A 13,268-nucleotide genomic window follows, 5' to 3' on the forward strand; every position below is an offset into this window, starting at 1 on the left:
CCCTTCGCCCCCGGCCCCCGCCCCCCGGTCGCAAGCCCTAGGGGTCGGACCGCCGCTGCTCGGCAGCCTGCTCCCTCTGGGCTTCCTTCTCCGCTTCCTTCCGGAGTTCCTTCTGCAGTTCCCTCGCCGCTTCTTTCGCCGCTTCCCTCTCCGCCTTCTCGGCGCGGGCGAGCTCGGCCTTCTCCGCCTTCTCGGCGTCCTTCTCGGCCTTCACCGCCTCCGCGAGCTGCCGCTTCATGGCGGTCGCGTACACGTCGACGTACTCCTGGCCGGAGAGCTTCATGATCTCGTACATGACCTCGTCGGTCACCGCGCGGAGCACGAAACGGTCGTGTTCCATGCCCTGGTAGCGGCTGAACTCCAGCGGCCTGCCGATGCGGATGCCCGGCCGGATCAGCTTCGGGACGACCTTCCCCGGCGGCTGGACCTTCTCCGTGTCGATCATGGCGACCGGGAGCACGGGCGCGCCGGTGGCGAGCGCCACGCGGGCGAGGCCACCCGGCTTGCCGCGGTAGAGACGGCCGTCGGGCGAGCGGGTGCCCTCGGGGTAGATGCCGAACAGTTCGCCGCGTTCGAGGACCTCTATGCCGCTCTTGATCGCCGCCTCACCGGCACCGCGCGCGCCGGAGCGGTCCACCGGGAGCTGCCCGACGCCCTTGAAGAAGGCGGCCGTCAGCCGGCCCTTCACCCCCGGTGTGGTGAAGTACTCGGCCTTGGCTATGAAGGTGACCTTGCGGTCGAGGACGGCCGGCAGGAAGAAGGAGTCGGAGAACGACAGGTGGTTACTGGCCAGGATGGCGGGACCCTCGGCGGGGACGTTCTCCAGGCCCTCCACCCAGGGCCTGAAGGCAAGCTTCAGCGACCCTCCGACGGTGACCTTCATCGCGCCGTACAACAACCGAGTGCCTTCCTCTTTGTATGGGTCAGACCCTAACCCGGAGTCCCGTCAATGGCTCCGACGACCCTGGTCGGTGTCAGTGCGGTCGCGTACGGTGAAGGTCCTGCAACCCGTGTGCAGCCCGTCGACTTCCTCGACTCCTTTCTTTCCACGACTCCGACGACTCTTACGACCGGGAGGCCGAAAGTGCCGCTCCTGACCGGAGCCGAGCCGTATCGCCACGAGGGCGGGGAGGCCGCTGTCCTCCTCTGCCACGGCTTCACCGGTTCGCCTCAGTCGCTGCGCCCGTGGGCGGAGCATTTCGCCGAGCACGGCCTGACCGTCTCGCTGCCCCTGCTCCCGGGACACGGCACCCGCTGGGAGGACCTGCGGACCACCGGCTGGCAGGACTGGTACGCGGAGGTGGACCGCGAGCTGCGACTGCTGCGGGACCGCTGTTCGCGCGTGTTCGTGGCCGGTCTGTCCATGGGCGGCGCGCTGGCCCTGCGCCTGGCCGCGCGGCACGGCGACGCGGTGAGCGGTGTCATGGTCGTCAACCCGGCGAACCGGGTGCACGGTGTGGCCGCGCACGCCCTCCCGGTGCTCCGTCATCTCGTCCCGGCGACGAAGGGCATCGCGAGTGACATCGCCAAGCCGTCGGTGGAGGAGCTGGGCTACGACCGGGTGCCGCTGCACGCGGCGCACTCCCTGCGCACCTTCCTGCGCCTGCTCGACGGCGAGCTTCCCCAGGTCACCCAGCCGCTGCTGCTCCTGCGCAGCCCGCAGGACCATGTGGTGCCGCCCGCGGACTCGGCCCGGATCCTCGGCCGCGTCTCGTCGCTCGACGTGACGGAGGTCCTGCTGGAACAGAGCTACCACGTGGCGACGTTGGACCACGACGCGGAGCGGATCTTCCAGGAGAGCACCGCGTTCATCGGACGGCTCGCACCCGGCGCCGTCAAGGAGTCCGGTCTCGGCAAGGAAGGGACGACCACAGGTGGCTGAGCACGACTCGGACCGCGAGGACCGCGAAGGGCGTGAGGACCAGGAGGCCCGCGAGGCGCGCGAGGCCCGCGCGGGCCGGGGGCGTGACGGCAGTGGCCCGGAGCATCAGGACCAGGACGTCCCCTTCGACGAGGACGCCGCGTGGGAGGCGATCGTCGCCGGGTACGGTGCCGAGCCGCCGGACCCGTCGGGTGCCAAGCCGTTCAAGTCGGTCGAGGACCTGGCGCTGCTGGAGTCCGACACCAACACCGACACGCGGACCGAGGCCGCCGACGACGGAGCGCCGGCCGAGGCGCCGACGCGGGCCGGGGACAAGCCGGTCAAGCCGCTGGGCGGTTCGGTCGCCTTCGCCCCGGGCGTGGGCGGCCCGCGCGACTACAGCGTGTCCGAGCCGTCGGAGAACGACTTCGACGACGGCGACGAGGGCCACTTCGTACCGCCGGAGCCCCCGCCGCTGCCCGAGACCGACGTCACGTCCAAGTTCGCGTGGCTGGGGGTCCTGGGCGGTCCGGTGCTGCTCCTGCTGGCGGTACTGCTCGGCTGGGAGATGACCTGGTGGCTGACCACGCTGTGCATCGGCGGCTTCCTGGGCGGTTTCGCCACGCTGGTGATGCGCATGCGCACGGACGACGAGGACGACGACCCGGGCCGGGGCGCGGTGGTCTGAGGGCGCCAGGGATCAGGCGGCCGGGATTCTGAGGGCGGCCAGGACCGGAAGGTGGTCCGTGGCCGCCCTCAGGTCGGTCCCGGTCACCCCGGGCTGACCGTGCGGCACCCCGCAGCCCAGGACCTCGACACCCTTGCTCGTGAAGAGCGCGTCGATGCGCTGGTGCGGATCGGCGGGGGTCGAGGTGTACTCGCCGCCCCAGGGCGCCGCCGCCCAGCAGTCCGTCAGCTCCTCGCCCGCCAGCCGGCGGAAGGTACGGCCGTCCGGCCGCTCGTTCAGATCGCCGCCGGCGACCACGTGCTCCACGCCCATCCCGGCGAGCCGGTCCAGGAGCATGCCGCCCTGTGCGTACCGCTCGTCCTTCTGCAGCGACAGATGGCAGCTCAGCACCCCGAGCCGGGCCCCGCCGAACCGTACGACGGCGGTGGCGAAGCCGCGCCGGTGCAGTCCCGGGGTGAGCGGCAGCAGCACGTCCTCGGTGCGCTCGACGGTCGCCCGCAGCGAGCACATGATCGCGGGACCGGCGGCCGTGGCGCCCCCGGAGAGGACCACCAGCCCGGAGGCGGAGGCCAGCCGGGCCAGTTTCTTGCGCCAGCGGAAGAACCGCGGCGCCTCCTGGATCAGGAGCAGATCGGGGGCGCACGCGGTGATCACCCGGGCGAGGGCGTCCGTGTCGTCGTACATCGACCGGATGTTGTAGCTCAGCACACGGATCACGGCCGAACCGTCGGACTCGGTCCGGGAGTCGGGCAGCAGCGGGGTCGTCGCCATGCGGATCAAGATACGCCGACCCGCACCGGGCCGGCATCGGTACGAAACGAACCGGTCGGTGACCGTGGCGAGGGCCTCGGCGGCCGGAGAACCGGCGCCTCGGCGCTCACCGCCGCTCCCTCGCTCACCGCCGCGCGCCGCGCCGGGATCACCGGCCCCGACGCGGCGGGGACGGATACCGAAAGGCCTGCCCGGCGCGCCGAGCCGATCAGGTCCTGGCTATCGTGACGGTCACGATCACAGGTCAACTCCCGGGCGCGGCAAGGGGAATCACGGTGGAGCAGCAGGACGCGGGCAGGGACACCTCCCTACGGATCGACACCGGCAAGCCGCACCCCGCGCGGATGTACGACTGGTTCCTCGGCGGCAAGGACAACTACCCGGTGGACGAGGAGCTGGGGGAGCCGGTCCCCGGCCAGGAGAACGTGCTCAGCGGGTCCTACGTGGCGGTGGCACGCAAGGGGTGATCCCGGCCCGGGACGGTCCCACGGGCGGGGACGGCGTCTCGTGCGAAGGTGCGCGAACACCTGCGCACCGGGCTCGCCCTCCTCGGGGGACGGCGGCGCCCGCCGTCCCCCGAGGGGTCGGGCGGGCGCCGCCGTGCGCAGGGGTGGGTGGGGAGGTCACATCACCGGATCGGGTTCCCGGGCCAGGTCGGCCGCGCCCACCAGGCCGGCCTTGTTGCCGAGCTCGGCGGCCCGGACGTCGGCGACCGGGCGCCAGTTGCCGCCCACCAGCCAGCGCTTGTACGACTTGCGGATCGGGTCGAGGAGCAGTTCCCCCTCGTCGGAGAGGCCGCCGCCGACGATGAAGGCGGAGGGGTCGAAGAGGGAGGCGAGGTCGGCCAGGCCGGCGCCGACCCAGCGGGCCAGCTCACGGTAGGAGTCGACGGCCACCGGGTCGCCCTGCCGGGCGGCCATGGAGACGTGCTTGCCCTCGATGCCCTCGGGGGTGCCGTCGCCGAGGGCGAGCAGCGTCTCCGCGTTCTCCGGGGTCGCGTTGGCGCGCTGGGTGGCGTACCGGACGAGGGCGCGGCCGGAGGCGTACTGCTCCCAGCAGCCCTGTGAACCGCAGCCGCACAGCAGGCCGTCCGGGACCATCCGGATGTGCCCGAACTCGGCGGCCACGCCGAAGTGGCCCCGGCGCAGCTTGTTGCCGATGATGACGCCGCCGCCGAGGCCGGTGCCGAGCGTGATGCAGATGACGTTGCGGTGGCCCTTGCCTGCGCCGAACTTGTACTCGCCCCAGGCCGCCGCGTTCGCGTCGTTCTCCACGACGACCGGAAGACCCACGCGGGCCTCGACCTTCTGCTTCAGCGGCTCCTGGCGCCAGTCGATGTTGGGGGCGAAGTACACCGTCGAACGCTGGCGGTTGACGTATCCGGCCGCACCGATTCCCACGCCGACGATCTCGTTGCCCGCGCGTGCTCCCTCCACCGCGGAGGCGATGGCGTCCACGATGCCGTCGGGCGTGCCCGGGGTCGGCACCTTGTGGACCGAGAGGATGTTGCCGTCCTCATCGACCACGCCGGCCGCGATCTTGGTGCCGCCGATGTCGACGCCGATGGTGAGTCCCATGAATCCCTCAGTTCCGGTCGAGCCCCGCTACCGCCCACGGTACCCGAGGCCATGGGGCCGGCCTCCCGGTACGGGACACCCGTGCGGGACTCCGGGGCCCTCCCGGGGGATCTCCACCGGCATGGGTCCTCGGGCCGTCACCGCTCCTCAGTCCAGGTCGATGCGTTCCCCGCCGGAGCCGGGCTCGTCGCCCCGGTCACGGCGGTGGTCCCCGTCCGTGCCGCCGTCGCGCTCCCGGTTCCCGTCCGTGGCGTCCGCGGGATCCTTGGTGCCCTTGTCGTCCTTGTCGTCCTTGGCCTCGTCCGGGTCCCAGGGGCGGGTGTCGCGGGTGGTCCAGCGGCGCTCCTGCTCCTGGACCGCGGAGCGGTAGGCGGCGAGGAGTTCGTTGCCGGCGGCGGCGAGGTGGTCGAAGACGTCCGGGTTGCGGTCGACGACCGGTTCCACGGCCGCCTTGGCCTGCTGGACGACCTGCCGCACCACCTGCTGCGCCGCCGGTCCGGCGACCGCGCCGAACAGCGGCGACCCGAGCCCGGTGAGCCGGTCGAGCTTCTCCGCGACCACGTCGGCGAGCTTGCGCAGTTCCTCGGCGGCCGACGCGGGGGGCGGTCCGTACCGGGCGCGGCGGCGGGCCTTCTCCGCCTCGAGGTCCTCGGCGCACGCCGTCGCCCAGGCGTCCGCGTCGACGGCCCGTACGTCGGAGTCACCGGGCCGTACGTCGTCGGTGGCGGCCGTGCGCGCGTCGGACGCGGAATCGCCCACGGGCTCGTCCCCGGTGTCGTCGGGCGGGGGGAGCTGTTCGCTCATGACGGACTCCTGACTACGGTCGGCCCCTCCGACGGTACCTGAACGGGGGTACCGGCTTCACGGGGTGCGCGGCCACAGCCGCGGATCCGGCCGGAACCGGATGCGCAGTTCGTCCTCGCGCAGGGCCGCGCCGTCGACGGTGCAGCGGCGCAGCGCGGAGGGCAGCGGGACCGTCCGCCGGAACGGACCGGCGGTGACGGCGATTTCGTCGCCGTGCCGGATCAGGTCCAGTTCCTCGCGCCGGGCGCCGGGCAGCGGAATGTGCCAGACCAGGACGCCGTCCTCGGCGAGCCGGTCGGTGACGGGCCACTCGGCCGTCACGGGCCCCGCCCTGCCGCCGGAGGAAGTAGAGGCAGCGGATACGGATGCGGCGGGTGCGGCGGGCACACCCGGTACGGCGAGCGCGGTCAGGTCGTCCGGGCCGCGCGGATCGCGGCCGAGGTGGGCGACGGGGCGGACGTCGTACGTCTGGCGCCACTCGTCCAGCGTCTTGCGCTGCTGGGCGACCGGACCGGCGAGCCAGCTGTCCTCGACGCTCTCGGGCAGTACCCGGCCGGCGACCAGCACGTCGGGGCGCAGTGCGCGCAGGGCGAGGCCGAGTCCCGCGGTGCGTACGGCGGCGGCGCCGGCGGGGCCGGGTTCGGCGACCAGCCGTACGGTGGTGTTCCGGTCGGCGAGGACGGCTTCGACGGCGGCCAGTTCGGTGTCCCACCGGGCGGCCGTCCCGTACAGCCATTCCGCGGGCATCGGCACCCCGGCGAGGCGGCCGAGCACGGGGCGCAGGGCGCGGGCGGCCTGGCGTTCCGGCGGAAGCAGCCTGCGCATGGCGCGGCGGAGGTCCTCGGGGAGGGCGAACAGGGCCAGGGCCCGCTCGGCGGGCGGCAGGTCGACGACGAGCAGGTCGTGCGCCGGGGACAGCGCGGCGTCCCGCAGGGCGCGCAGCACGGAGAGTTCCTCGGCTCCGGGCAGCGGGCCGAACTCCTCGGGGTCGAGCCGGGACGCGCCGAGCAGGTCGAACGCCGAGGCGGCCCGGTCCTGCAGTGCGGCCAGGTCGGCGCGGAAGTCCTCGCCGGCGTCGACCCGTCGCGCGGTGAGGCCCGGGACGACCTCTCCGGGCACGGTGCCGACGGGCGTGCCCAGCACCGCTCCCAGCGTGTCCGTCCGGTCGGTGCCGAGCAGCAGGACGCGGGCGCCCGCACGGGCGGCGGCGAGCGCGGTGGCCGCCGCGACGGTGGTACGTCCGCTGCCGCCGGGGCCCGTGATCAGGAGGGTACGCATGGGGGTGAACGCTACCGGTGCACGTACCCGCCTCCGACCGGCCGGAAGGGCGACAGCGTGCTACTCGGCGCCCGGCTTCCCGCCGGATCCGGTCCCCGGCTCGGCGTCGGTGCCCGGCTCCTCGCCGGCCTCCACCCGCTTCTTCAGTCCCGCCAGGGCCCGGTCGATGATGACCTTCTCGGCCTTGCGCTTGATCATGCCGAGCATCGGGATCTTGACGTCGACGGTGAGCCGGTAGGTGACCTCGGTGGCGTCCGCGCCGGCCGGCTTCAGGAGGTAGGAGCCGTCCAGGGAGCGCAGCATCTGGGACTTCACCAGCGTCCAGGACACCTCGTGCTCACCGGTCCAGGTGTACGCGAGGGTCTGGTCGTCCTTGATCGCGCCGGCGTCCATGACGAGGCGCACCTGCTCCGCACGGCCCTGGCCGTCGGTCTCGAGGACTTCCGCCTCCTTCACCTCGCCGGTCCAGTCCGGATAACGGGCGAAGTCGGCGATCACCCCCATGACCTCGGCCGGTGCCGCCTCGATCGTGATGCTCGAGCTGGTGTGTTCCGCCATCGCCGTGGCTCCTCCAGATGCGGGCCGTAGTCGGATCGCCGTGCGCGGCCCACGCGCACGCCCGTGCAGCGGAAGGCTATCGCGCGCCCCGCCGGCGCAAGTCACCCGACCTGGGACATCCTCACCATTCGAGGACCCAGGGCCGGCCGCTGCTCGCGAAGTGCCCCACGTTCACGCACTCGGTGGCCCCGACCCGCATGCGCCGGGCCAGCGGCTGGTGCACATGCCCGAACAGCGCGTACCGGGGCCGGGTGCGGTGGATGGCGTCCAGCAGGGCACGGCTGCCGCGCTCGAAACGGCGGGCGACGGTGTCGTACACCAGCTCCGGGACCTCCGGCGGGATGTGCGTGCACAGCACGTCGACCTCGCCGACGGCCTCGATCTTCGCCGCGTACTCCTCGTCGCTGATCTCGTACGGCGTGCGCATGGGCGTGCGCAGTCCGCCGCCGACGAAGCCGAAGACCCGGCCGCCGATCTCCACCCGTTCGCCGTCGAGGACGGTGGTGCCGGGGCCGGCGTACTCCGGCCACAGAGCCGGCATGTCGACATTTCCGTACGTGGCGTACGTGGGGGCGGGGAAGGCGGCGAACAGCTCGGCGTACTGCTTGCGCACCGCCTCGCGGATCGCCGAGGCGCGGTCCGCGCCGATGCCCGCCCACAGCCGGGCCTGGAAGTCGCGCGCCTCCTCGAAGCGGCGGGCGGTGCGCAGTTCCACGATGCGGTCGGCGTTCTCGGTGCCGAACAGGTCGGGGAAGATGCCGCGCGAGTGGTCGGCGTAGTCGAGGAAGAGCACCAGGTCGCCCAGGCAGATCAGGGCGTCGGCGCCGTCACCGGCCGTGGCCAGGTCCCGGGCGTTGCCATGGACGTCACTGACCACATGAACGCGCGTACGCCGGTTTCCGGCCGGTGTGGATGCCATGGCGATCAAGCGTAACCAGGGTGCGGCCCTCGTGAACAGTGGTGGCCGGACCTGCGGTTACTGGCTCCCCCTCAAGGGGGTGCACTACTGTGCGCGAGGGTAATCAACCCGTTCACCGACGTGTGTGACGCAGCGAACATCTCACCGGACCCCCTGTCGTTCCGGCCATACCGGCGGGTAACGTCCGGGCAGTCCACTCGTGCTCAGGTTTTCAACAGATGAATCCTCGAGCACCCGCCCGAGCCTTGGACCGCGTTGTCGTCGCATCCCACACCGTCGTGGCGCCGGCGCCCTAAGAGGAGCAGCAGTCTTGCGCGAGTTCAGCCTTCCGGCTTTGTACGAGGTCCCTGCGGACGGCAATCTGACCGACATCGTCCGCAGAAACGCCGCGCAGCATCCCGATGTCGCCGTCATGGCCCGCAAGGTCGCCGGCGTGTGGCAGGACGTGACGGCCACCGTCTTCCTCGCCGAGGTGCGGGAGGCCGCCAAGGGACTCATCGCCTCCGGCGTCCAGCCCGGCGACCGGGTCGCCCTGATGTCGCGCACCCGCTACGAGTGGACGCTGCTCGACTTCGCCATCTGGAGCACCGGCGCGGTCACGGTGCCGGTGTACGAGACGAGCTCGGCGGAGCAGGTGGCCTGGATCCTCGGCGACTCCGGCGCCACCGCCTGTGTGGTGGAGTCGGACGGCCACTCCGCCACCGTCGAGTCGGTGCGCGACCGGCTGACCGCGCTGAAGCACGTGTGGCAGATCGACCGCGGCGCGGCCGGGGACGGCGCGGTGGAGGAGCTGGGCCGCCTGGGCCGGGACGTCGCCGACGAGACGGTCGAGGAACGCAGCTCCGTCGCCGGCGCCGACGACCCGGCGACCATCATCTACACCTCCGGGACCACCGGCCGGCCCAAGGGCTGTGTGCTCACCCACCGCAGCTTCTTCGCCGAGTGCGGCAACATCGTGGAACGGCTGCGTCCGCTGTTCCGTACCGGCGAGTGCTCGGTCCTGCTCTTCCTTCCGCTCGCGCACGTCTTCGGCCGGCTGGTGCAGATCGCGCCGATGATCGCGCCGATCAAGCTGGGCTGCGTCCCCGACATCAAGCAGCTCACCGACGAACTGGCCTCGTTCCGGCCGACGCTGATCCTGGGCGTGCCGCGGGTCTTCGAGAAGGTCTACAACTCGGCGCGGGCCAAGGCCCAGGCCGACGGCAAGGGCCAGATCTTCGACAAGGCCGCGGACACCGCGATCGCGTACAGCAAGGCGCTGGACACGCCGTCGGGGCCGTCCCTCGGTCTGAAGATCAAGCACAAGGTGTTCGACAAGCTCGTGTACGGCAAGCTGCGCGCGGTGCTCGGAGGACGTGGCGAGGCCGCCATCTCCGGCGGCGCCCCGCTGGGCGAGCGCCTCGGTCACTTCTTCCGCGGCATCGGTTTCACGGTGCTGGAGGGCTACGGGCTCACCGAGTCGTGCGCGGCCACCACGTTCAACCCCTGGGACCGGCAGAAGATCGGCACGGTCGGGCAGCCGCTGCCCGGTTCGGTGGTCCGCATCGCCGACGACGGCGAGGTGCTGCTGCACGGCGAGCACCTGTTCAAGGAGTACTGGAACAACCCGGGAGCGACCGCGGAGGCGCTCGCCGACGGCTGGTTCCACACGGGTGACATCGGCACCCTCGACGAGGACGGGTATCTGCGGATCACCGGTCGCAAGAAGGAGATCCTCGTCACGGCGGGCGGCAAGAACGTCGCCCCGGCGGTGATCGAGGACCGGATCCGCGCGCACGCGCTGGTCGCGGAGTGCATGGTCGTCGGCGACGGGCGGCCGTTCGTGGGCGCGCTGGTCACGCTCGACGAGGAGTTCCTGGGCCGCTGGGTGGCGGAGCACGGGAAACCCGAGGGGTCGACGGCGGCGGCGCTGAGCGAGGACCCCGAGCTGCTCGCCGCGATTCAGAGGGCTGTCGACGACGGGAACGCGGCGGTCTCCAAGGCGGAGTCGGTGCGGAAGTTCCGGGTGCTGCCTTCGCAGTTCACGGAGGAGTCGGGTCATCTGACTCCGTCGCTGAAGCTGAAGCGGAACGTGGTGGCGAAGGACTTCGCTCATGAGATCGAGGCGATCTACGCGAAGTAGGGCTCGGGGCCGGCCGGTGGTCGGGGGCCGGCGGTCGTGGGTCGGTCATGGCGCGGGTTCCCTGTGGTGCGGGGGGCCCGCGTTGTGGTGTGCGGCGGGGGAGGCGGAGCTTTTTCGCCCCCGCCTCCCCTCCCCGAAGCCGGTTACAGCAGGGTCTTCAGGGTTTCCGCCAGGAGGTCCCAGCGCCATTTCTGCTCGACCCAGGCCCGGCCCCGTTCGCCCATGCGGTGGCGGAGTTCGGGGTCGGCCAGGAGGGTGATGATGCGGTCGGCGGACTCGGCGGGAGTGTCGCCGCGGACGACCCAGCCGGTCTCGCCGTCGAGGACCGCGTCGGGGGCGCCGCCGGAGTCGCCGGCGACGACGGGCAGGCCGGTCGCGGAGGCCTCCAGGTAGACGATCCCGAGCCCCTCGACGTCCAGTCCCCCGCGCCGGGTCCTGCACGGCATCGCGAAGACGTCGCCGGCGCCGTAGTGGGCGGGCAGCTCGGACCAGGGCACGGGTCCGGTGAAACGGACGGAGCCGGCCACCCCGGTGTCGTGCGCGAGGCGGCGCAGGTCCTTCTCGTAGGGCCCGCCGCCGACGATCAGCAGGACGGCGTCCGGCTCGGCGGCGAGGATCGCGGGCATCGCGCGGATCAGCGTGTCCTGGCCCTTGCGCGGCACCAGCCGGGAGACGCAGACGACCACCGGACGGTCCGTCAGGCCGAGCCGCGCCCGGACCTCGTCACCGCCCGAGCCCGGATGGAAGGTCTTCTCGTCGACCCCGGGCGGCAGTTGCACCATCCGCGCGGCCGCCTCGGGGGTGAGCGCGCCGGCGATCCGCGAGCGCGTGTACTCGCCGAGGTAGGTGATCGTGTCCGTGGACTCCCCGATCCGGCGCAGCAGTTGCCGGGCCGCGGGCAGCTGGGCCCAGCCGGCCTCGTGGCCGTGGGTGGTGGCCACGATCCGCTCGGCGCCCGCCCGGCGCAGCGCCGGCGCCATCAGTCCGAGCGGCGCCGCCGCCCCGAACCAGACCGAGGTGCATCCGTGTTCGCGCAGCAGCCCGACGGCCTGCCGGGTCGCCTGCGGGGTCGGCAGCAGCATCGGCGTACGGGCGCGTACGACGGTGAAGGGCTGCTCGGCGTCGAAGGCGGCGGTGGCCCGGACGCCCTCCCGGGAGCGCTTCCAGGTCGAGGCGTACACGACGAGCTGCGCGGGATCGAGGCGCAGCGCCATGTTGTGCAGAAACGCCTGGATACCGCCCGGCCTGGGCGGGAAGTCGTTGGTCACGATCAAGGTCCTGTGCATCGTGGCAGACCCTACCGAACCGGTGTGTCCGGACCGTGGGCGCGGCGGGCCGCTGTGGCACTCTCTCTCAAGGGCGCGGGACATCAGGCCTCCTCAGGGCCCTTCAGGGCCGCACGCGGACGCGCACGGACGGGCAGGGATCAGGTGGACACGACGGGCTCGCGCGGGTACCCGGCTCGGCTGCCGGCGCGCCGGCAGGCGGTGTTCCGGCCTCTGCTGGTGTGGGGACTGACGAGAGCGCTGCTGCTGTTGTTCGTCCTGAAGGTGATCGTCTTCCCCGGCCCGGACGTCACCAGCGACGTGTCCGTGATCTACCAGGGCTGGTACGACGTCCTGCGCGCCGGAACGTTCCCGCTGGACGACGTCACCTGGCAGTACCCGCCCGCGGCGGCGCTGGCGATCCTCTCCCCCGGCCTGCTGCCGTTCCTGGAGTACGCGACGGCGTTCTTCGTCCTGGTGTTCCTCGCCGACCTGGCCACCCTGGCCCTGCTGCTGTACGCGGGCGGCCGGCCGGGCCGGACCCGGCTCGGTGCCTGGGTGTGGGTGGCGGGCGTGCCGCTCCTCGGGCCCACGGTGTACGCCCGCTACGACGTGATGGTGACCGCGGTGGCGGTGGCCGCGCTGCTGGCCGGGTCCCGGCGTCCCCGGCTGCTGGGGGCGCTGGCGGCGTTCGGCGCGCTGCTGAAGGTGTGGCCGGCGATGCTGCTGCTCGGTGTCCGCCGGCGTTCCGCGTGGGTGTCGGCCGTGGTGACCGGGGCCGGTGCGGCGGCCGTGTTCGCGGCGCTGATGCCGGGGGCGTTCGCGTTCCTGGGTTTCCAGCGCGACCGGGGCACGGAGGTGGAGTCGCTGGGCGCGCTGGTCTTCCATGTCGCCCGGCATTACGGCTGGGACGGCGAGGTGCTGCTGAACTACGGCTCGGTGGAGTTCCTCGGCCCGTACGTGGACCGGGTCAGCGCGGGCGCGATGTTCCTGAGCGGGGCGGCGCTGGCCTGGCTGCTGCTGTGGCGGCTGCAGGCCCGCCGTTTCGAGCCGCACACCTTCGTCGACGCCGCGTTCGTGGCGGTGCTGATGTTCACCACCACCAGCCGGGTGATCAGCCCGCAGTACGTGGTGTGGCTGGTCGGGCTCGCCGCGGTCTGTCTGTGCCACCGGGCGAGCCGGATGCGGGTGCCGGTGACCCTGGTGCTGGTCGCGTCGTTCGTGACGGTGCTGGAGTTCCCGCTGTGGTTCGCCCACGTCGTGGCCAGTGACGCGCTCGGTGTCACCCTGCTGTTCGTGCGCAACGGCCTGCTGGTGGCGGCCACGTTCCTCGCCGCCCGCACGCTGTGGCGCTCGACGGTCACGCACGGGCTTCCGGCCGGCCCGGCCCCCGCTCCGGCGGCCCGCGCCGCGAAGGCCCCGGCC

Annotated in this window: 12 protein-coding genes and 1 pseudogene; 5 read left to right on the plus strand and 8 right to left on the minus strand. The window is 72.5% G+C overall.

Annotated features, from left to right (window positions below; translation table 11 throughout):
- Positions 1-37: 37 nt before the first annotated feature.
- Positions 38-883 (minus strand): lysophospholipid acyltransferase family protein, encoded by an 846-nt coding sequence (locus AOK11_RS03045; RefSeq protein WP_055592072.1) that lies wholly within the window; start codon positions 881-883, stop codon positions 38-40.
- A gap of 201 nt (positions 884-1,084) precedes the next feature.
- Between AOK11_RS03045 and AOK11_RS03050 the strand changes: the two genes are divergently transcribed.
- On the plus strand, positions 1,085-1,882 hold the full coding sequence (locus AOK11_RS03050) for an alpha/beta hydrolase (RefSeq protein ID WP_055592061.1): 798 nt from the start codon (positions 1,085-1,087) through the stop codon (positions 1,880-1,882).
- Positions 1,875-2,549 (plus strand): hypothetical protein, encoded by a 675-nt coding sequence (locus AOK11_RS03055; RefSeq protein WP_055592062.1) that lies wholly within the window; start codon positions 1,875-1,877, stop codon positions 2,547-2,549. The genes AOK11_RS03050 and AOK11_RS03055 overlap by 8 nt, the downstream gene beginning before the upstream one ends.
- A 12-nt stretch (positions 2,550-2,561) precedes the next feature.
- Here AOK11_RS03055 and AOK11_RS03060 read toward each other — a convergent pair whose 3' ends face one another.
- A complete protein-coding gene (locus AOK11_RS03060) occupies positions 2,562-3,320 on the minus strand; it encodes an endonuclease/exonuclease/phosphatase family protein (protein WP_055592063.1) in 759 nt (252 codons plus the stop codon).
- Positions 3,321-3,595: 275 nt separating this feature from the next.
- Between AOK11_RS03060 and AOK11_RS03065 the strand changes: the two are divergent.
- Positions 3,596-3,721: pseudogene (locus AOK11_RS03065) on the plus strand (SAM-dependent methyltransferase); the annotation flags it as partial.
- Between the two features lie 222 nt (positions 3,722-3,943).
- Here the strand turns inward: AOK11_RS03065 and AOK11_RS03070 are convergent.
- The 5 genes from AOK11_RS03070 to AOK11_RS03090 form a co-directional block, all read right to left on the minus strand.
- On the minus strand, positions 3,944-4,897 hold the full coding sequence (locus tag AOK11_RS03070; RefSeq protein WP_055592065.1) for an ROK family glucokinase: 954 nt from the start codon (positions 4,895-4,897) through the stop codon (positions 3,944-3,946).
- Positions 4,898-5,044: 147 nt separating this feature from the next.
- A complete protein-coding gene (locus AOK11_RS03075; RefSeq protein ID WP_055592066.1) occupies positions 5,045-5,701 on the minus strand; it encodes a DUF5304 domain-containing protein in 657 nt (218 codons plus the stop codon).
- 57 nt (positions 5,702-5,758) lie between these two features.
- Positions 5,759-6,979, minus strand: coding sequence for an ArsA family ATPase (locus AOK11_RS03080; protein ID WP_055592067.1), 1,221 nt, complete (start codon positions 6,977-6,979; stop codon positions 5,759-5,761).
- Between the two features lie 60 nt (positions 6,980-7,039).
- The gene (locus AOK11_RS03085) at positions 7,040-7,537 is read right to left on the minus strand and encodes an SRPBCC family protein (RefSeq protein ID WP_055592068.1); all 498 of its coding nucleotides are present in this window, start codon (positions 7,535-7,537) and stop codon (positions 7,040-7,042) included.
- A gap of 121 nt (positions 7,538-7,658) precedes the next feature.
- Positions 7,659-8,456 (minus strand): metallophosphoesterase family protein, encoded by a 798-nt coding sequence (locus AOK11_RS03090; RefSeq protein WP_107098483.1) that lies wholly within the window; start codon positions 8,454-8,456, stop codon positions 7,659-7,661.
- A 310-nt stretch (positions 8,457-8,766) separates the two neighbouring features.
- On the opposite strand from AOK11_RS03090, the gene AOK11_RS03095 reads away from it, so the two are divergent.
- The gene (locus AOK11_RS03095) at positions 8,767-10,578 is read left to right on the plus strand and encodes an AMP-dependent synthetase/ligase (protein WP_055592070.1); all 1,812 of its coding nucleotides are present in this window, start codon (positions 8,767-8,769) and stop codon (positions 10,576-10,578) included.
- A gap of 143 nt (positions 10,579-10,721) precedes the next feature.
- Here AOK11_RS03095 and AOK11_RS03100 read toward each other — a convergent pair whose 3' ends face one another.
- Positions 10,722-11,864, minus strand: coding sequence for a glycosyltransferase family 4 protein (locus AOK11_RS03100; protein WP_055592071.1), 1,143 nt, complete (start codon positions 11,862-11,864; stop codon positions 10,722-10,724).
- A 180-nt stretch (positions 11,865-12,044) separates the two neighbouring features.
- On the opposite strand from AOK11_RS03100, the gene AOK11_RS03105 reads away from it, so the two are divergent.
- Positions 12,045-13,268: glycosyltransferase 87 family protein (locus tag AOK11_RS03105; RefSeq protein ID WP_055592073.1), on the plus strand; the 1,224-nt coding region annotated here is incomplete at its 3' end.

The sequence above is a fragment of the Streptomyces hirsutus genome, from assembly GCF_001418415.1.
GTDB classification, from domain to species: domain Bacteria; phylum Actinomycetota; class Actinomycetes; order Streptomycetales; family Streptomycetaceae; genus Streptomyces; species Streptomyces hirsutus.

Excerpts from the sequence above, each read along its gene's own strand:
- AOK11_RS03070 (WP_055592065.1), bottom strand. The coding sequence starts at position 4,897 with ATGGGACTCACCATCGGCGTCGACATCGGCGGCACCAAGATCGCGGCC.
- AOK11_RS03090 (WP_107098483.1), bottom strand. The coding sequence starts at position 8,456 with ATGGCATCCACACCGGCCGGAAACCGGCGTACGCGCGTTCATGTGGTC.
- AOK11_RS03080 (WP_055592067.1), bottom strand. The coding sequence starts at position 6,979 with ATGCGTACCCTCCTGATCACGGGCCCCGGCGGCAGCGGACGTACCACC.
- AOK11_RS03060 (WP_055592063.1), bottom strand. The coding sequence starts at position 3,320 with ATGGCGACGACCCCGCTGCTGCCCGACTCCCGGACCGAGTCCGACGGT.
- AOK11_RS03085 (WP_055592068.1), bottom strand. The coding sequence starts at position 7,537 with ATGGCGGAACACACCAGCTCGAGCATCACGATCGAGGCGGCACCGGCC.
- AOK11_RS03045 (WP_055592072.1), bottom strand. The coding sequence starts at position 883 with ATGAAGGTCACCGTCGGAGGGTCGCTGAAGCTTGCCTTCAGGCCCTGG.
- AOK11_RS03100 (WP_055592071.1), bottom strand. The coding sequence starts at position 11,864 with ATGCACAGGACCTTGATCGTGACCAACGACTTCCCGCCCAGGCCGGGC.
- AOK11_RS03075 (WP_055592066.1), bottom strand. The coding sequence starts at position 5,701 with ATGAGCGAACAGCTCCCCCCGCCCGACGACACCGGGGACGAGCCCGTG.